The organism is Flavobacterium columnare NBRC 100251 = ATCC 23463 (genome assembly GCF_002530675.1).
In the GTDB taxonomy this organism is placed as follows: domain Bacteria; phylum Bacteroidota; class Bacteroidia; order Flavobacteriales; family Flavobacteriaceae; genus Flavobacterium; species Flavobacterium columnare.
The window spans coordinates 80,919-98,566 of record NZ_PCMX01000023.1; the positions used below are offsets into that span (position 1 = coordinate 80,919).

Sequence of the window (17,648 nt, forward strand, 5' to 3'; positions counted from 1 at the left end):
GTTTAAATCTTAAAAACAGAAGTAATATTCAGAAATCTAGAATTTTAACCTCCTTGAGTAGCTTTAATAATAATTATATTTTGATTAGGTTGTATAGAAGTACTGTCCCATTGTGATTTTGGGATTACTTGTTCATTTATTGCAATTGCAATACCTCTTTGTTTATTAGGTAATTCAATATCGAGTAATTGTTGCACAGTGAGTGCTTCATTCTCAAATATTTTTTTTTCTTGATTAATTATAAGTTCCATTCTTTGTTAGTTTTATCACTTTAGGAATGGCCACAGGTATAGCTTAGGATGCTATAAAAGAAGTCATTTACTTTTCCCTACGCTAGTATGAACTAGATCAGGTTCAAAGGGTAAAATCTCAGCTTGCTATGCAAACACCCCTAAAGTACGAGACAAATGTAAACTTTTATTTTAAATTATAAATGTTAAATTTTGAATCAGTTATTCCTCTTCCAACAATCTTCTATGTGATCGTTTACCATACCTATCGCCTGCATATAGGCATAGACTACGGTAGAACCCACAAATTTAAATCCTCTTTTTTTAAGATCTTTACTTAATTTGTTTGATATTTCGGTGGTAGCTGGAACATCTTTTAACGTTTGAGGAGTATTATCTATAGGTTTGCCATCTACAAAGCCCCAAATGTATTCCGAAAAAGTTCCAAATTCTTCCCTGATTTTAATAAACGCTTGTGCGTTTGTTACGGTTGCTTTTATTTTAAGTTTATGACGAATAATACCCGAATCTTGTGCTAGTAGTTCCATCTTCTTTTGACTATATTTTGCAATTTTTTCAAAATCAAAATTATTGAAAGCTTTTCTGAAATTTTCTCTCTTACAAAGAATGGTATACCAGCTCAACCCTGCTTGAAAGGTTTCTAATACCAAAAATTCAAAAATTGTTTCATCATCGTACACTGGGGTACCCCATTCATTATCATGGTAGTTACGATATAAATCATCTTTTTCACACCAGTTGCAACGTATTTTTTTCATATTATGTAATTTTTGTTACAATAAAAATATTTTTTTACATATAAATTTACATATTAATTACGTATAATATAATTAATTTTAATATTTTTATTAGAAGATTATAATTTCGAAAATCTAAAAAAAACACACAAACTATTAACTATTATGAAAACAGAAATTATCCAAGGTCTATTAAATAGTTATACCTATTCAGAGTATAGAAAATCACTAGCCGACTTATTAGTTCAAGGAAAGTCTTCAGGTAATGATCAGTCGGAAGATCATCTGTATTATAGCCAATTAAACCAAACTCGCATGAATCGTTTAGATAAAACTTTGCAGATTCCTGAAGATGTTTTGGAAAAATTAAAAAATATAAAAAATGAATATACTTGGTTAGTATTAGCAGAGGGTTGGTGTGGAGATGTGGCTCAAATAGCACCTGTTTTATCAAAGATAAGTTCTGTAACGGATAAAATTAATTTACGATTCGTATTTAGAGATGCAAATGATCCTCTAATGAGTTGTTTTTTAACTAATGATGCGCGTGCTATACCAAAAGTTATTATTTTAGATAATGAAAACAAGGAGTTAAAAGCAACTTGGGGTCCTCGACCTGAAGGAGCGACTAATCTGATTAAAAATTATAAGGCTCAACATGGGATAGTAGATCAAACAGCAAAAAAAGAATTACAACTTTGGTATTTGCATGATAAAGGAAAAAGCACAATGGAGGAATTAACATCTATCATGATGCGTCTAGAAGAACTTGTACATCATAAAACTTATAATTAAAAATTAAAAATAGGCTATCCTAAAAAGAAGGATAGCCTATTTTTATTAGTAAATATTGGGAAGCCTATTAAAAATGAATTTTTACCACAATGCCGAATTTTATATATGTTTCTCTAGATGTGGTTTCACTTTTAGAATAATCTCATTTTAAAATTAATTATTAGTAATTAATTCTGAAAACGCATCAGGTGTTAATGCTTTTTCTACAGAAAAATCACCACTTTTTGTACGTCTTAAAGCCGTTAAATGCCCACCAGATTCTAAGGCAGCTCCTAGATCATGAGCTAGAGAGCGAATATAAGTACCTTTACTACAACTGACCCTAAAATCAATTTCAGGTAACTCAATTCGGGTTATCTCAAATTCGTAAATAGTTGTTTTTCGTGCTTCTATTTCTATTTCGGTTCCAGTCCGTGCGTACTCATATAAGCGTTTACCCTCTTTTTTTAAGGCAGAAAAGACAGGTGGTTTTTGTTCTATTTCACCTATAAATTGTTTAACGGTTTCTGTTATGAGTACAGGCGTAATATGATTGATAGGAAAAGTAGCGTTTACAGGTGTTTCTAAATCATAAGAAGGAGTTGTAGCACCTAATTGTATAGTACCTGTATATTCCTTCGTTTGTCCCATTAATTCAGGAATTTTTTTGGTGTATTTTCCTGTGCAAACAATCAGTAACCCCGTTGCTAAGGGGTCTAAGGTACCTGAATGACCTATTTTAAATTTTTTAGGTAAATCTAATCGGTTTTTTAATACATATTTTAATTTATTAACCGCTTGAAAAGAGCTCCAATTGAGAGGTTTGTCTATCAATAAGATCTGTCCGTTTAATATGTCTTCTTTTGTGTACAACGTTTTATTTATTAATAGAAAAATAGATTAACAATAAGCTTCCTGCAATAATACGATACCAGCCCCAAGGTTTAAAACCATATTTTTTGATTATTCCTATGAATAATTTGATGGCTAATACGGCTACTATAAATGCTACTATATTTCCTATAATAAACATTGTAATAGTGTCTTTTGATTGTAAGATTAACTCATAGCCTTTCATTTGACTATGTTCATACGTTTTTAAAAACACAGAGTAGCAAGTTACAGCCAACATAGTGGGAACCGCTAAAAAGAAAGAAAATTCGGCAGCTACGTGACGTGTGAGGCCTTGTTGCATTCCTCCAATTATAGATGCAGCACTTCTACTCGTTCCTGGCATCATAGCTAGACATTGCCAAAATCCAATAGTGATAGCTTTTTTAATAGAAATTTCTTCTTCGGAAGTAATCTGAGGATTTTGAAAAAAACGGTCAATAAATAATAAAATAACACCTCCTACTATTAATACAAAAGCAATTGGAATGGGTTTTTCTAAAACAGCTTCTATTTTATCATCAAACAGTTTACCTAATATTAAAGCGGGAACAACAGCTGCTGCCAACTTAATATAAAAATTAAATTTAGTAAAATCAAAAAACTTTTTCCAATACAAGAAAACTACCGCTAAAATAGCACCAAATTGTATTGAAACTTGAAATAGTTTTACAAAATCATCATTTTGAACGCCAAAAAAAGAACTTGTAAAAATCATGTGAGCAGTGGAAGAAACAGGTAAATATTCTGTTAACCCTTCTACTATAGCGATAATAATTGCTTTGAGTACATCCATTTTTAAATTGAGCGATTACTGATTAGCGAAAAGAAATTGGTCAGCAAAATTATTTACTCTTCACAAATCACTTCATTATTTTATTTTTCTTGTTTGAAAATAGAATAAATGACCACACCAAAACCAGCTAAAACCATGGTTGGTGCTAATCGTATTCTTCTAAAACTAAATATTTCAGGATTGAAAACAGTAGGATCATCACTACCGCCACCAGCCATTAGTACAAAACCTAATGCAATAATAGCAATACCTATTAGTAAAAATTTATAATTTACTTTTTCAAAAAGAAATTCATGTTTTTTATTTTCCATAAAAAAAAATTTAAAATTTAGAAAATAGAACTCAGAATGAACTCTACTAAAATATGGCATTCAATACTTAAATCTAAAAATTAATATAAGTCATCCGTTCTCAAATTTAAAAAACGTTGTGTAGCAAAATAAGTACTTAACCAAGTAATTAATACTCCAATTCCAAATACAATTAATAGAATGCTAACAATTGAGAACATATCGTTAAACACACCTAGAGTAGGCCAAATAGTATCTATATAAAACAATGCACCTAACAAACCTATAATAGCAACACCAGCTCCTATCATTCCTAATTTAACACTTCTTACTATAAAAGGTTTTCTGATAAACGATTTAGTGGCCCCTACCATTTGCATGGTTTTAATAATAAAACGGTTAGCATAAATGGATAAACGTAAAGAACTATTAATTAATAAGACAGCTACCACAGTAAGAAAGCCGCTTATGATCAGTATCCACATACTAGCTTTTTTAACATTTTCATTTACCATTTTCACTAATTGTTTATCATAAAAAATATCAACGACTAGGGGATTTTCCCTTAGTTTACGTTCAATTTTAGCTACGCTATCGTTTTCAACATAGTCAGCACGTAGATGAATATCAAAAGAATTTTTAAGCGGGTTCATTCCTAAGAATTCTGTAAAATTTTCTCCTAATGTTTTTTCATGCTCTTTAGCAGCTTGATCTTTTGATATAAAAATATAATCTTTAGCAAACTTTGCTTCTTTAAGCATTTCTCCATACTTTGTTAATGTGGTATCCTTAGCATCATCTTTAAAGAAAACGGTCATGGTAATACCTTCTTTAAAATCATTTGACAATTTTTTTGCATTAACGATAAACAATGCTAATAATCCTAACATAAAAAGTACTAAACCGACACTTAGTACTACTGAAAAATACGATGTAATTAATCGACGTTTTTGAAACTTATCAAAAGATGAACTCATACAGTATATTTATTTGCGGTAAAAATAACAAAGATTTTCTTTATGTAAAGTTAATAATGCTCAAAGTTTCCACTTTCTTATAATAAATGTAAATTTGCAAGGATCTTAAAAATTTAAAAGAGTTGAAAAAAATAGCTTTTTACTGTTGTTTACTGTTAAATCTAGGTTTATTCAGTCAAAGTAACGATACTTTAGTGGGAATCAAAACCGATAAACTTGAAACAGAACAAAAAACACAGTCTTATCAAATCAATCCAAATACGAGTCGAATTTATAACAAACCTCGAATTTTAGATGCCATTACTTTTTTACCAAAGGATTTTGTTACTACCAGTAAAGACTTTATTGCTAAAGATCATGCTTGGTATTTAGGAGGAGCAGTTGCAAGTACAGCTCTTTTAGTTCCGTTTGATCAATCAATCACGAATTCATCACGTGAATTTTCAGATCGTATAGGATTAAGTTCTAATAATATATATGGTAAATTTGGTCCGTTACAGAATATCCCTAAAAATCTTGGCGCTGGTTTTTATCTAATAGGAAATGGTACTACAGTTATATTACTAACAGCTGGATTTACAACCTTTGGTTTGTTTAACAATGACTATAGAGCGTTATCAACCGCCAGCGGCTTAATAGAAAGTTTAGCATTATCAGGAGTGTATGTTCAATTTTTAAAACGAGTTACAGGACGTGAAAGTCCATTTATCGCACGTGAAAATGGTAACCCAGGAGGCGATTGGAATCCTTTTCCTAGTTTTTCAGCCTATGCAAAATCTACCCCACATTATGACGCTATGCCTTCAGGACATCTTACTACAATTATGTCTGCTTTAACCGTGATTACGACCAATTATCCAGATTATAAATGGATTAAACCTGTTGGATATACATTAATAGCAGGTATGTGTTTTCAGATGGTTCAAAGTGAAGTACATTGGATTTCAGATTATCCTCTAGCTTTATTAATAGGATATTTTTCTGGTAAAAATATTGCCAAAAGAAGATTTAAAGATGTGAATAAAAACATAGGATTACAATTAAATAAACCTAAATATGAAATGAATGTGATAGGTTCCAATAAGGCTGGTTTTAAAACATTAGGATTATCCATTACTTTTTAGATAAATTATGAAAAAACAAAAATTAATTTATTGTATATTAATAAGTTATTTATGCACTTTTTCTAGTTTTGCACAAATAATAGATACAATACATGGAAAAAAGGTAGATTATCATAATACCTTTAACATAAAGAAAATGATTATTCCTACTACATTAATAGTATCTGGTGTTATTTTACGTAATCCGGCTTGGCGTAATCAATTATTAGATTTTAAAAATCAATTATTTGGCGCTTCTTTTAGTACCAAAATTGATGATTATATACAGTATATTCCTATTGTTCAAACCTTAGGTGGTAAAAGCATAGGTATTGAAAGTACGCACGGATATAAGCAAATAATTACAAATCAAATCGTTTCAAATGCTATCAGTGCTGCTATTGTACACGGATTAAAGAACTCTGTAGGGGACTTACGTCCTGATGGATCTGCTAAAAATTCATTCCCATCAGGACATGCTGCAACCGCTTTTACAAATGCCATGCTTCAATATCTAGAATATAAAGATTCTAATAAATGGTATGCAGCCTCTGGTTTCTTATTTGCCACTGCTACAGGAGTCTTACGAGTAGCTAACACACGTCATTGGCCTGGCGATGTTGCCGCAGGTGCAGGTATAGGAATGGCATCCGCTATTGTAGTACATTATTGGAGTCCTTTTAAATGGGACCAAACAAAGAAAGATAAAAGAATGAGCTATATTGCTTATCCTATTTTAAATGAAAAAACCTATGGTCTGGGTTTCATTGGAAAACTTGATTAAACTTTTAACTATTTATTTTAAAACTAAAAATCATTTGGCATTATACCCAAATAAAAAATAATATGAAATATTTTCACAACGAAATTGAAGCCAAATGGCAAAAATACTGGGCAAATAATAAAACATTTGCTGCATCAAACAATTCAAACCAACCAAAATACTACGTATTAGATATGTTTCCGTATCCTTCGGGAGCTGGATTACACGTAGGGCACCCGCTGGGATATATCGCTTCTGATATTGTGGCACGTTATAAACGCCATCAAGGATATAATGTATTACATCCTCAAGGGTATGATTCTTTTGGTTTGCCAGCGGAACAATATGCCATACAAACTGGTCAACATCCTGAAAAAACAACTCGCGAAAACATTGCTCGTTATCGTGAACAATTAGATAAAATAGGTTTTTCATTTGATTGGGATCGTGAAGTACGTACTTCTAATCCTGATTATTACAAACATACCCAATGGATTTTTATTCAATTGTTTAATTCGTGGTATAATAACGATACTGATAAAGCCGAAGATATTTCAACTTTAATTTCCGTTTTTGAAAAAGATGGAAATGCAAATGTTAATGCGGTATCTGATGATAATATTACTGTGTTTACGGCTAATGACTGGAAATCATACACTTCTGAAGAGCAACAAAAAATATTGCTACAATATCGATTAACCTATTTGGCAGAAACCGAAGTAAACTGGTGTCCTGCATTAGGAACAGTTTTGGCTAATGACGAAATTGTAAACGGTGTTTCAGAACGTGGTGGCCATCCTGTAATTCGTAAAAAAATGACCCAATGGTCAATGCGAATTTCTGCCTATGCCGAAAGATTACTACAAGGTCTTCATACCATTGATTGGACTGAATCGTTGAAAGAATCGCAACGTAACTGGATAGGAAAATCGGTTGGAGCCACTGTTAAGTTCAAAGTTCAAAGTCAAAAATCAAAAGAAGATCTTTCAGACGTTGGACTTTCCACTTTCAACTATATAGAAGTATTTACAACTCGTCCTGATACGATTTTTGGAGTAACATTTATGACATTAGCTCCTGAACACGAATTGGTTGCCCAAATTACGACTCCTGAGCAAAAAGCTGCGGTAGATGCGTATATTGAAGCAACGGCAAAACGTTCAGAAAGAGAGCGTATGGCCGATGTAAAAACTATTTCGGGTGTATTTACAGGTGCGTATGCAGAACATCCGTTTACCAAAGAACCTATTCCCGTTTGGATTGGCGATTATGTATTAGCAGGCTACGGAACAGGTGCAGTAATGGCAGTACCAATTGGAGATGAAAGAGATTACGCATTCGCAAAACACTTTAATATTCCAATTAAGAATATATTCAGTCTTACCTCCCCTCCTTTGGAGGGGTCGGGGGAGGCTGGCGCTTTTGCGGAAAAATCTGGTTTTGAATTAGTAGATTCTGATTTCTTAAACGGATTAGATTACAAATCTGGAACCAAGAAAGTTATTGAGGAATTAGAAAAAATAGGAGCAGGAAAAGCCAAAGTAAATTACCGTTTGCGTGATGCCGTTTTCTCACGCCAACGTTATTGGGGCGAACCTTTCCCAGTGTATTATGTAAATGGATTGCCTCAAATGATTGAAGCGAAACATTTACCAATTATTTTACCAGAAGTAGAAAAATACTTACCAACCGAAGATGGTCAACCACCATTAGGAAACGCATCAGTTTGGGCGTGGGATAGTGTACAGTGTGCAGTAGTTAGTAATACGTTAATTGATAATGTATCTGTTTTTCCTTTGGAATTAAATACTATGCCAGGTTGGGCAGGTTCGTCTTGGTACTGGATGCGTTATATGGATGCGACTAATGAAAATGAATTTGCAAGTGAAGCAGCTTTAAAATACTGGGAAAATGTCGATTTATACATAGGTGGAAGCGAACACGCTACTGGTCACTTATTATATTCTCGTTTTTGGAACAAATTTCTTAAAGACAGAGGTTTTGCACCAACCGAAGAACCCTTCAAAAAATTAATCAATCAAGGGATGATTTTGGGGATGAGTGCTTTTGTTTATAGAAGTGAAGATTCTAAAAAAATATATTCAAAAGGATTAATTAAAGACAAAAAGGTTCATCCTATTCACGTTGATTTATCGTGTATTAACGACATTACAAATGAATTGGATATTCAGAAATTCAGAAATCATCCTTTGTATTCCGATTATAAAGACGCTGAATTCATTTTAGACAATGGTGAGCTATACGTGCCAGTCTCTTCCCCTTCGAGGAAGTCGGATGGGGCTTATATTGTGGGTCGCGAAGTAGAAAAAATGTCAAAATCGAAATACAACGTAGTCAACCCAGACGACATCTGTAACGAATACGGTGCCGATACGTTGCGTTTATACGAAATGTTCTTAGGACCTCTAGAACAAGCTAAACCTTGGAATACGGCGGGTATTACGGGTGTGTATGGTTTCTTAAAGAAATTATGGAGGTTGTACTTTGATGATAATGGAAGTATTGTTACTAATGAGGAACCAACGGCAGATATGTACAAATCTTTGCATAAAACCATTAAAAAAGTAACGGAAGATATTGAGAATTTCTCTTTCAATACCTCGGTTTCCCAATTTATGATTTGTGTAAATGAATTATCACAACAAAAATGCCATCATAGAGCTATTTTAGAACCATTGGCAGTAATTATTTCGCCTTATGCGCCTCATATTGCCGAGGAGTTATGGAATGCTTTAGGTCACGAAGGTTCTATTGCAACGGTAGCTTTTCCTCAATTTGAAGAAAAATACTTGGTAGAAAGCGAAAAAGAATATCCAGTTTCTTTTAATGGGAAAATGCGTTTTACGATTAAGTTGCCTTTGGATTTAACAGTAGAGCAAATCCAAGAAAAAGTTATGGCTGACGAACGCACGCAAAACCAATTACAAGGTAGAACACCTAATAAAGTGATTATAGTACCAGGAAAAATTATTAACTTGGTGGGATAAAATTCCAATTATGAGAGGAATTCAAGATACTTCAAATAAAACTTATAGGCAATTAATCGGTAATGGTCTTCGTTTTGAAATACCTAAATTTCAGAGAGACTATTCTTGGGAAGTTGAACAATGGGACGATTTGTGGTTAGATCTTATTTCGCTCTTTGAAGATGAAGAATCTGAGCATTATATGGGTTGTCTTGTTTTACAAACATCTAATAATAAAATTTTTTCTATTATTGATGGACAACAAAGGTTAACTACGATGAGTTTACTAATCCTATCCGTGTTAAAATGTTTGGATGATTTAATAAATAATAATGTTGATAGCGATAACAATAATAGAAGAAAAGAAGCATTACGAAACAGTTATATTGGCAACATAAATCCAGTTACATTGATTTCTGATAATAAAATTAAATTAAATAGAAATAGTGATGATTATTATAGACAACATTTAGTTTTGTTAAAAGATTTGCCAATTAGAAACACAAACTCATCAGAAAAACATCTGAGAGAATGTTTTTTATGGTTTTATGATAAGTCAAAAAAAACTTTTAAAACAGGTGAGGAATTAGCTGGTTTTGTTGATAATATAGTAGATAAACTATCGTTTACTGTAATTGAAGTTACAGATCCATTAAATGCTTTTAAAGTTTTTGAAACACTTAATGCAAGAGGAGTTCAATTACCATCTTCTGATTTATTAAAAAACTATTTGTTTTCTATCGTAGATGAGACAAAACCCCATAAATCAGAAATTGAGGAGTTAGAATCTTTGTGGAGCAAAGTTTTAGGCAAACTTGGCAGTCAAAAATTTGAAGAATATTTGAGATATTATTGGAATAGTAAAAATAAAATAGTCAGAAAAAATAATTTATTTAAAACTATAAAGAAATCGATCCTAAATAAAGAACAAGCTTTTACTTTAATTAGGGATTTGAACACAAATGCAGATATCTTTACTGCTATACAAAATCCAAATGATGAATTATGGTTTAGTAATAAGCAATTGAGTAATTATTTGAATGAATTAAAACTTTATCAAGTAAGACAAGTCTATTCTTTGTTTTTAATTGCTTATCAAAAATTAAACATAGACGATTTTACAAAATTGGTAAAATACTGTTCAATTATTTCATTTAGATATAATGTAATTGGAGGCTTAAATCCTAATGATCAAGAAGATGCTTATAATAAAGTTGCACTTGAAATATTTAAAAATGGCAACTATAATATAGAATTACTGAGATCTATTTATATCAATGATGCAGATTTTGAGCAAGATTATATTTCAAAAAGTTTTAAAAGAACAACTAGAAACCATAAAATAGTGAAATATATTTTAGGGAATATTGAAAAGAAAATATTTTCAAATGATATTTCTTTTGAAAGTGATATATTTACCATTGAACATATATTGCCAGAAAGTGCAGATGAAAACTGGGGTGATTTTACAGATGAAGAAATCAATCGTTCAATATTTAGATTAGGTAATTTAGCATTGCTTGAAAAAAGTTTGAATCGAGAAATAGATAATTCAAAATTTGAAGTAAAAAAAGAGGTGTTTTCAAAGAGTAATGCCAAATTTACGAAAAGAATTACTGAAGAGTTTGAAACTTGGAATGAAAGCAAACTTATTTCTAGACAACGAGAAATGGCAAGATATGCAAAGTCAATTTGGAAAATACAGTTGTTGGAATAAAATTGAACTATATAAAGACACTATCCCTAAAAGTGTGTAAATTATAATAATGGGTTTGACTTTTTATTAAAGTTGAACCCTTTTTTCAAATATAGTTAAGAACTTATTGAGGATTAATCCCCAGTTTTGTATTGCATTGACCGTTTTTTGGTTGCTTCTTTTAATGCCAAATATACAGATTTTAAAACAGCTTCATCTGTTGGGAATAATAATTTATTTTTGGTATATTTTCTAATTTTTTCATTTAGATTTTCGATTAGATTAGTAGTGTGAATGATTTTTCTAATTTCTATTGGAAAGTCAAAAAACACTGTGGAGTTCCTCCCAGTTTTCTTTCCAAGATTTTACCGCATAAGGATATTTATGATTCCATTTGCTTGCAAAATCTTCCAATGCTCCTTTAGCGGCTTGTTTGGTTGGAGCATCATAAATTAGCTTCATATCCTTTGAAAACTCTTTCTTATCCTTGCAGACTACATAACGCGCTGAGTTTCTAATTTGATGCACTACACAGATTTGTGTTTGTGATTCAGGGAATACATTTTTAATAGTTTGGGTAAAGCCATTGAGGTTATCAGTTGCTGTAATTAAGATATCCTCAACCACGAGCTTTTAAATCGGTCAATACGCCCAGCCAAAAGCTGGCACTTTCATTCTTTTGCCTAACCACATCCTAAAACTTCTTTTTTACCGTCTCTATTTAAGCCTATAGCCAGATAAATAGTCTTATTGATGACCTTAGAACTTTCACGAACTTTAAACACTATACCATCCATCCAAACAATTAAATAAATAGGTTCTAATGGTCTGTTTTGCCAAGCTATTCTATCATTAGCTATTGATTCTGTTATGCGAGATATGGTGGAAGTTGAAATATCAAAATTATACACCTCTCTAATTTGTTCTTCAATATCGCTAACACTCATCCCTTTGGCTATAATGATACGATTACATTCTCTAAACCATCAACCATATTTTGCCTCTTAGGAACAATTATAGGATTGAATGAAGCTTCGATTTTCTAAAAAAGGTTTTAACTTTTTTAGTAGAATATCCGTTCCTAGAATTAGATCTTGTCGATTTTTCGTGTTTATCATAACCCAAATCGGCATCTAGCTCACCATTTAAAATTGCATCTAATCCACATTTTTGTAGTTGAGCAAGAAATCCACTTAAATCCTCGCCCGTTTTGAATTGCTTCAAAAATGCATCCGATAATAAATCTTCTTTTTTCATAAAACTGTATTATATTTAAATTTAAACAAAAAAAGAGACTGTCCAAAAAGTAATAAATCAACATGCAGTTTATCACTCCGACGTTAGTAGTCTCATAATCAGTATTATGTGATTTATCCCTTTGGTCGAAATGACAAGATTGCGAACTTTTTAGACAGCCTCTTTTTTATACTTACACAGTTTATGTTATAGTACCTAAAAAGATTTTCTTTTCATCTCTATATGTGGAATATCATCTTCTAAATATACTTCGGAGGTTTGTATGAAACCATGAGTTTTATAAAACTTGACTAGATATTCTTGTGCTGATATTGTGATATTCTTTTGGTTATAAATGGTTTCTAGTGTATCAACAGCAACTTTCATCAACTCATGACCTAACTTAAGACTACGATATTTAGGAGAAACTACGACTCTACCAATTGAGGATTCTTCAAAATAATCACCTGCATTAAACATACGACAATAACTAGCTAATTCTCCATTTAAATAACCTAACACATGAATTGCTTTCGAATCCTTTTTATCAATATCCAAATAAGGACAATTCTGTTCTACTACAAAGACTTCTGAACGTAAATGCAACATATCATACAACTCGTTCACAGAAAGTTCTTCAAAACGCTTTATTTTAAATTCCTGCATAATTAATTCTTTTAAAAAATTAAAAGACGCTAGTGCGTCCTTTAGTATATGTTAAATTTTTATTTTCATTCCTGGTTGTAGATCATTTTCTTTTATGTTATTTTTCTTTCTTAGCTCTGCAACTGTTGTATTATACTTTTTAGAAATTTTAAATAACGAATCTCCTTTTTGAACTATATATAATTTTTGCTCATCAAATGGAAGTTTCTTTTTTGGCAATTCAACTTTAGCAACAATAGCTTTTTCAACTTTTAGCTGTTCTCCTACTTTAATATCTTTTGATGTTTTATCATTCCACTGCATGAGTTCATCAACAGTTACACCATAATTTTTAGCAATTTTTCCGAAATTATCTCCTTTTTTTACGGTGTATAAATCGGTCTGAACAATAACTTCTTGTTTAGGTTCAATTAGTTTAATAACATCTCCTGGATTTACGATCCCATTTTCAATTTGATTCCATTTTTTTAAATCTGATACAAACAAACGATGTTTTTTAGCTATACCATAAAGTGTTTCTCCTTGTAAAACAGTATGTTCAGAAAGAGGTGTATCAGTAGTTGTATTTACTTCATTTTTAATTTTTACCTCTTTGTTAACTAAATCTACTGTTTTTATTTTAGACCCGTTTCCTCCTGTAGTTAAAGCAACTGGATTGCTTTCTTCTATTTCTTGAACGGCATTTGCAGCAATCGTATTGGATTCATCGTATTTAATACGAATTCTGGAACCTTTTAAAAGATGTATTCCTCTTAATCTATTCCATCTTTTTATATCAGCAATTGCTACGTTATATTTCTCTGCAAGTTTTCTCGCATCTTCGCCCTTTTTAACAATATGAAATTTTTGTAATAAAGGTTTTTTAGATTCCGTTTTATTAACGAAGCTTTCTTCTATGCCTTTTTCTGTATCAAATATTTCTTTAACAATGCGTGGTTTAATTTGTCTTATGAAGGGTCTTTCTCTCTTACTTTCTTGGTGATCAATATAAGCATAAACTTTATCTTCATTAGATGCCAAAATGGCTAATTTCTTTTTGGGCAAACAAATGAAATGGTTTTTACCTGTTACATAAGGAACAACCTTCATTTTATAAGAAGGGTTTAAAAATTCAATATCAGACTCAGGCATATCCAACAAACTTGCTAATTGCTTAAAGCTTACTTTTCTTTTTAGAGCAATAGTATCTGTTTCAAAATGTTTTGCTACAGGTTTATAAGGTACTAATCCATGTTCTTTATGATACTCAAAAATATACATGGTGGCTAAGAAAGCAGGCACATAACCTTGTGTTTCACGGGGTAATTTATGTTTAATATTCCAAAAATTTTGAAATCCTCCAGAACGACGAATAGCTTTACTCACGTTTCCAGCTCCTGAGTTATAGGAAGCCAACACAAGTTCCCAATCTCCAAAAATTTTGTACATACCCTGCATATAACGTGCAGCAGCATCGGTAGCTTTAAAAGTATCTTTACGTTCATCTATGTAAGAATCAATTTTTAAACCATATTGTTTACCTGTTTCGTACATAAACTGCCACAAACCTGTTGCTCCCACTCTGGATACGGCACTAGATCGTAATGCTGATTCTACAATGGAAAGATATTTGATTTCCAAAGGCACATCATAACGAGCCATTGCTTCTTCAAATAAGGGGAAATAAAACTGAGATAATCCCATTAAACGTTCATAAGATCGTTTGCGGTTTTTTAGAAAATTTTTAACTAAGTTTTCTAATTGTGGATTATATTCAATATTAAAAGGAGACTTTTCATCTAATAAGCGTAATCTTTCCTTGAATACATCTGTTGGCAAATCAAAGTCTACTTTTATATTTAAATCAAGATTTTTTATATCTGAAACAATTCCATCAAAAATATCTTGTGTATTAGATAGTTCCTTTATATGTTGATTGTCTATGCAATCTGACGTTTCATTAACCACAAAAGTTCCTTTTATAGAATCTAAATAAGATCGTTTAACTATAGGTTTTAAAACAGAATCTTGTGGAATCTTATTTTGTGCATACGTTCCAAAAGCAGCTACCAGTAAAAATAGATTGAGAGCAAGTTTCTTTCTAATCATCAGCTTTAATTTATTAAATAACTTATTTTCAGCTATTTAAATTAGATTTACAAACATAAAACCTAATTTTGATTTACAATAATAAAAAATGTTAAAATTTAATTAATTTAAAATGGCAGCAATTCCAGGTAAGATTTTACCTTCTAACATTTCTAACATGGCACCTCCACCTGTTGAAACGTAGCTCATTTTTGGTTCGAATCCAAACTGTTTTACGGCCGCAACGCTGTCTCCTCCTCCAACTAATGAAAAAGCTCCATTTTGTGTAGATTCAGCTATATAATTCCCTAATTCAATCGTGCCGTTTGCAAAACGATCCATTTCAAAAACACCTAAAGGACCGTTCCATAAAATGGTTTTTGAATTTAAAATAACCTCTTTAATCGTTTCTAATGATTTAGGACCTACATCCATACCTAACCATCCGTCAGGAATAGAATTAACATCTATTAACTCAGTATCTGCTGTATTAGAAAAAGAATTAGCTGCTAATACATCAACAGGTAAATGAATTTGAACTCCTTTGGATTTAGCTTTTTCAAGAATTTCAAGAGCCAAATCTAACTTATCCTCTTCACACAATGAGTTACCAATCTGCCCCCCTAATGCTTTAATAAAAGTAAAAGTCATACCTCCACCAATAATCATGTGGTCTATTTTATCTAAAATATTTTCAATAACTGTAATTTTTGAAGAAACTTTACTTCCTCCTAATACAGCTGTTACAGGTTTTATACTATTATTTAAAACCTTATTCAAACTTTCAATTTCTTTAGCTAAAAGAGTTCCAAAACATTTATTATCAGGAAAAAACTGTGCTATTATAGTAGTAGAAGCGTGCGCTCTATGTGCTGTACCAAAAGCATCATTTACATAAACATCACCTAAGGAAGCTAATTTTTGAGAAAACTCAACAGATCCTTCTTCTTCTTCTTTGTAAAAGCGTAGATTTTCTAGTAATAAAACATCCCCTGCTTTAACATTCGTTGCCGCATTTTCTGCAATAGATCCAATACAATCCGATGCGAAAGTTACAGGTCGACCTAAAATTTCAGCTGTTCTGGAGACTATGTGTTTTAATGAAAACTTATCTTCTACTCCTTTTGGTCTTCCAAGATGCGATAATAAGATAACCGCCCCTCCTTCATTTAAGATTTTATCAATAGTAGGCTTGGCAGCTTCAATACGGGTTGTATCTGTAACATTAAAATTTTCGTCTAGAGGCACATTAAAATCAACTCGGATTAATGCTTTTTTATCTTTAAAATCAATATCAAAAATAGTTTTCATTGTGTTGTAATTTTTTATATACAAAAATAAAACAAAAAAGGCTAAAAAAATGCTAAATCATAGAATCTAGCTGTTTTTTAGCCTTACTTTTTTTAGATTAAATGACTAATCTTCAGATAAAGAATTTTGTGTACAAGGACAATTACTAATACCTTGAAAGAAATCCCATCCTAAAGTAATCATGTGTGTACCTGAGTTATACTTTACTAATTCATTGGTTGTAACTTGATAAGCGTAACCAGCATAAAACCCTCCTTTTTTTAATCCAAGCATAGGTCCAATTGACAAAGGCTTCATAGGTTGATCATTTAAGAAACGATAAGTCGCTCCTAACCAAAAATAACCTGTACGCTGATAATCTATATAACGGTATTTAAGGTTAACATCTGTAGAAGAACGTCCATCACTTTCAAAATATTGAAAATAAGCAGAAGGTTCTATTTCGGTTCTTGAATCACGACTTCCTTTAAAAAGGTAACCTGTATAAAGTTGATAATTACGCAATTGATTAGGTTCTGGTGAAACAGGAAATTTCTTAAGGTCTTTTGGTAATAAATTACTAAAATTCAAATTGATATAAAATTTACTCTTTCTATATAGAAAACCAACATCAAAGTTACTATTATTAATAAGTCGATCATTATTCACGCTTCCATCAAAGGTTTGAAAGTTTTCAATTTCATGTCTAAAGTTATTGTAATTGTAAGATAGACCAAAAGAAAAATATTGTTTACTTGGATAGTCTAAAATGATATGATGTGCAAATGATAGTTTAGCCCCCATTTGACGACTATTTCCATTTTTATCATTATAAACATGAAAACCAATTCCCGATTGATCTAATATACGCATATCAAAATAAGCGGCTTGATTATTAGGGGCATCTTTAATGCCAACCCATTGAAAAAATCCATTAACACGAATCCTTGCATTATCACCTATCCCAGCATAGGTAGGTGATAAAACAAATGGATTATCTGCTAAATATTGAGTAGCTGCAGGCAGGTGTAACTCCTGAGCAATACTTGAGGATACTACAGAAAAAGCCAATATTGTAAAAGCTCTTTTTGTTTGATTATATAGTGTACGAACTGTCATAACTC

General features: G+C 31.5%; 15 protein-coding genes, 1 pseudogene and 1 riboswitch. Of the genes and pseudogenes, 5 read left to right on the forward strand and 11 right to left on the reverse strand.

Features of this window, described 5'->3' with window-relative positions; translation table 11 throughout:
- Window positions 1-44 precede the first annotated feature (44 nt).
- Window positions 45-251 carry a sulfur carrier protein ThiS gene (gene thiS / locus B0A78_RS04235; protein WP_014165872.1) on the reverse strand — a complete coding sequence of 69 codons (207 nt, stop codon included), beginning with the start codon at window positions 249-251 and terminating at the stop codon, window positions 45-47.
- Window positions 252-308: 57 nt separating this feature from the next.
- A riboswitch (TPP riboswitch) is annotated at window positions 309-403 on the reverse strand.
- 45 nt (window positions 404-448) lie between these two features.
- On the reverse strand, window positions 449-1,009 hold the full coding sequence (locus B0A78_RS04240) for a DNA-3-methyladenine glycosylase I (RefSeq protein ID WP_014165871.1): 561 nt from the start codon (window positions 1,007-1,009) through the stop codon (window positions 449-451).
- A 144-nt stretch (window positions 1,010-1,153) separates the two neighbouring features.
- Here B0A78_RS04240 and B0A78_RS04245 point away from each other — a divergent pair, with 144 nt between their 5' ends.
- Window positions 1,154-1,783: a thioredoxin family protein gene (locus tag B0A78_RS04245; protein WP_014165870.1), complete on the forward strand. Its 630-nt coding sequence runs from the start codon at window positions 1,154-1,156 to the stop codon at window positions 1,781-1,783.
- A gap of 153 nt (window positions 1,784-1,936) precedes the next feature.
- On the opposite strand, the gene truB is transcribed toward B0A78_RS04245, so the two are convergent.
- The 4 genes from truB to B0A78_RS04265 form a co-directional block, all read right to left on the reverse strand.
- Window positions 1,937-2,635, reverse strand: coding sequence for a tRNA pseudouridine(55) synthase TruB (gene truB / locus B0A78_RS04250; protein WP_014165869.1), 699 nt, complete (start codon window positions 2,633-2,635; stop codon window positions 1,937-1,939).
- Window positions 2,636-2,639: 4 nt separating this feature from the next.
- Window positions 2,640-3,449, reverse strand: coding sequence for an undecaprenyl-diphosphate phosphatase (locus B0A78_RS04255; protein ID WP_014165868.1), 810 nt, complete (start codon window positions 3,447-3,449; stop codon window positions 2,640-2,642).
- An 80-nt stretch (window positions 3,450-3,529) separates the two neighbouring features.
- Window positions 3,530-3,760: a DUF3098 domain-containing protein gene (locus tag B0A78_RS04260; RefSeq protein WP_014165867.1), complete on the reverse strand. Its 231-nt coding sequence runs from the start codon at window positions 3,758-3,760 to the stop codon at window positions 3,530-3,532.
- An 80-nt stretch (window positions 3,761-3,840) separates the two neighbouring features.
- Window positions 3,841-4,716 (reverse strand): cell division protein FtsX, encoded by an 876-nt coding sequence (locus B0A78_RS04265; RefSeq protein ID WP_065212857.1) that lies wholly within the window; start codon window positions 4,714-4,716, stop codon window positions 3,841-3,843.
- A 122-nt stretch (window positions 4,717-4,838) separates the two neighbouring features.
- Between B0A78_RS04265 and B0A78_RS04270 the strand changes: the two genes are divergently transcribed.
- The 4 genes from B0A78_RS04270 (at window position 4,839) to B0A78_RS04285 (ending at window position 11,286) form a co-directional block, all read left to right on the forward strand.
- Window positions 4,839-5,840, forward strand: coding sequence for a phosphatase PAP2 family protein (locus B0A78_RS04270; RefSeq protein ID WP_014165865.1), 1,002 nt, complete (start codon window positions 4,839-4,841; stop codon window positions 5,838-5,840).
- Between the two features lie 7 nt (window positions 5,841-5,847).
- Window positions 5,848-6,603: a phosphatase PAP2 family protein gene (locus B0A78_RS04275; RefSeq protein ID WP_077225834.1), complete on the forward strand. Its 756-nt coding sequence runs from the start codon at window positions 5,848-5,850 to the stop codon at window positions 6,601-6,603.
- A gap of 62 nt (window positions 6,604-6,665) precedes the next feature.
- A complete protein-coding gene (leuS, locus tag B0A78_RS04280; protein ID WP_097609416.1) occupies window positions 6,666-9,590 on the forward strand; it encodes a leucine--tRNA ligase in 2,925 nt (974 codons plus the stop codon).
- Window positions 9,591-9,600: 10 nt separating this feature from the next.
- Window positions 9,601-11,286: a DUF262 domain-containing protein gene (locus B0A78_RS04285; protein WP_097609417.1), complete on the forward strand. Its 1,686-nt coding sequence runs from the start codon at window positions 9,601-9,603 to the stop codon at window positions 11,284-11,286.
- A 66-nt stretch (window positions 11,287-11,352) separates the two neighbouring features.
- Here B0A78_RS04285 and B0A78_RS04290 read toward each other — a convergent pair.
- The 5 genes and pseudogenes from B0A78_RS04290 to B0A78_RS04310 form a co-directional block, all read right to left on the reverse strand.
- Window positions 11,353-12,522, reverse strand: a pseudogene (locus B0A78_RS04290) (IS256 family transposase).
- Window positions 12,523-12,717: 195 nt separating this feature from the next.
- A complete protein-coding gene (locus B0A78_RS04295; RefSeq protein ID WP_014165860.1) occupies window positions 12,718-13,167 on the reverse strand; it encodes a GNAT family N-acetyltransferase in 450 nt (149 codons plus the stop codon).
- Between the two features lie 51 nt (window positions 13,168-13,218).
- Complete coding sequence (locus tag B0A78_RS04300) at window positions 13,219-15,255, reverse strand: LysM peptidoglycan-binding domain-containing protein (protein WP_065212855.1); 2,037 nt, start codon at window positions 15,253-15,255, stop codon at window positions 13,219-13,221.
- A 102-nt stretch (window positions 15,256-15,357) separates the two neighbouring features.
- Entirely contained in the window at window positions 15,358-16,545 is a 1,188-nt protein-coding gene (locus B0A78_RS04305; protein WP_065212854.1) for a phosphoglycerate kinase, read from the reverse strand.
- Between the two features lie 105 nt (window positions 16,546-16,650).
- Entirely contained in the window at window positions 16,651-17,643 is a 993-nt protein-coding gene (locus B0A78_RS04310; RefSeq protein ID WP_014165857.1) for a PorP/SprF family type IX secretion system membrane protein, read from the reverse strand.
- Between the last annotated feature and the right edge of the window lie 5 nt (window positions 17,644-17,648).

Coding starts and splice junctions, on each gene's coding strand:
- thiS (WP_014165872.1), bottom strand. CDS start 251: ATGGAACTTATAATTAATCAAGAAAAAAAAATATTTGAGAATGAAGCA.
- B0A78_RS04240 (WP_014165871.1), bottom strand. CDS start 1,009: ATGAAAAAAATACGTTGCAACTGGTGTGAAAAAGATGATTTATATCGT.
- B0A78_RS04245 (WP_014165870.1), top strand. CDS start 1,154: ATGAAAACAGAAATTATCCAAGGTCTATTAAATAGTTATACCTATTCA.
- B0A78_RS04255 (WP_014165868.1), bottom strand. CDS start 3,449: ATGGATGTACTCAAAGCAATTATTATCGCTATAGTAGAAGGGTTAACA.
- B0A78_RS04260 (WP_014165867.1), bottom strand. CDS start 3,760: ATGGAAAATAAAAAACATGAATTTCTTTTTGAAAAAGTAAATTATAAA.
- B0A78_RS04265 (WP_065212857.1), bottom strand. CDS start 4,716: ATGAGTTCATCTTTTGATAAGTTTCAAAAACGTCGATTAATTACATCG.
- B0A78_RS04275 (WP_077225834.1), top strand. CDS start 5,848: ATGAAAAAACAAAAATTAATTTATTGTATATTAATAAGTTATTTATGC.
- leuS (WP_097609416.1), top strand. CDS start 6,666: ATGAAATATTTTCACAACGAAATTGAAGCCAAATGGCAAAAATACTGG.
- B0A78_RS04285 (WP_097609417.1), top strand. CDS start 9,601: ATGAGAGGAATTCAAGATACTTCAAATAAAACTTATAGGCAATTAATC.
- B0A78_RS04295 (WP_014165860.1), bottom strand. CDS start 13,167: ATGCAGGAATTTAAAATAAAGCGTTTTGAAGAACTTTCTGTGAACGAG.
- B0A78_RS04300 (WP_065212855.1), bottom strand. CDS start 15,255: ATGATTAGAAAGAAACTTGCTCTCAATCTATTTTTACTGGTAGCTGCT.
- B0A78_RS04305 (WP_065212854.1), bottom strand. CDS start 16,545: ATGAAAACTATTTTTGATATTGATTTTAAAGATAAAAAAGCATTAATC.
- B0A78_RS04310 (WP_014165857.1), bottom strand. CDS start 17,643: ATGACAGTTCGTACACTATATAATCAAACAAAAAGAGCTTTTACAATA.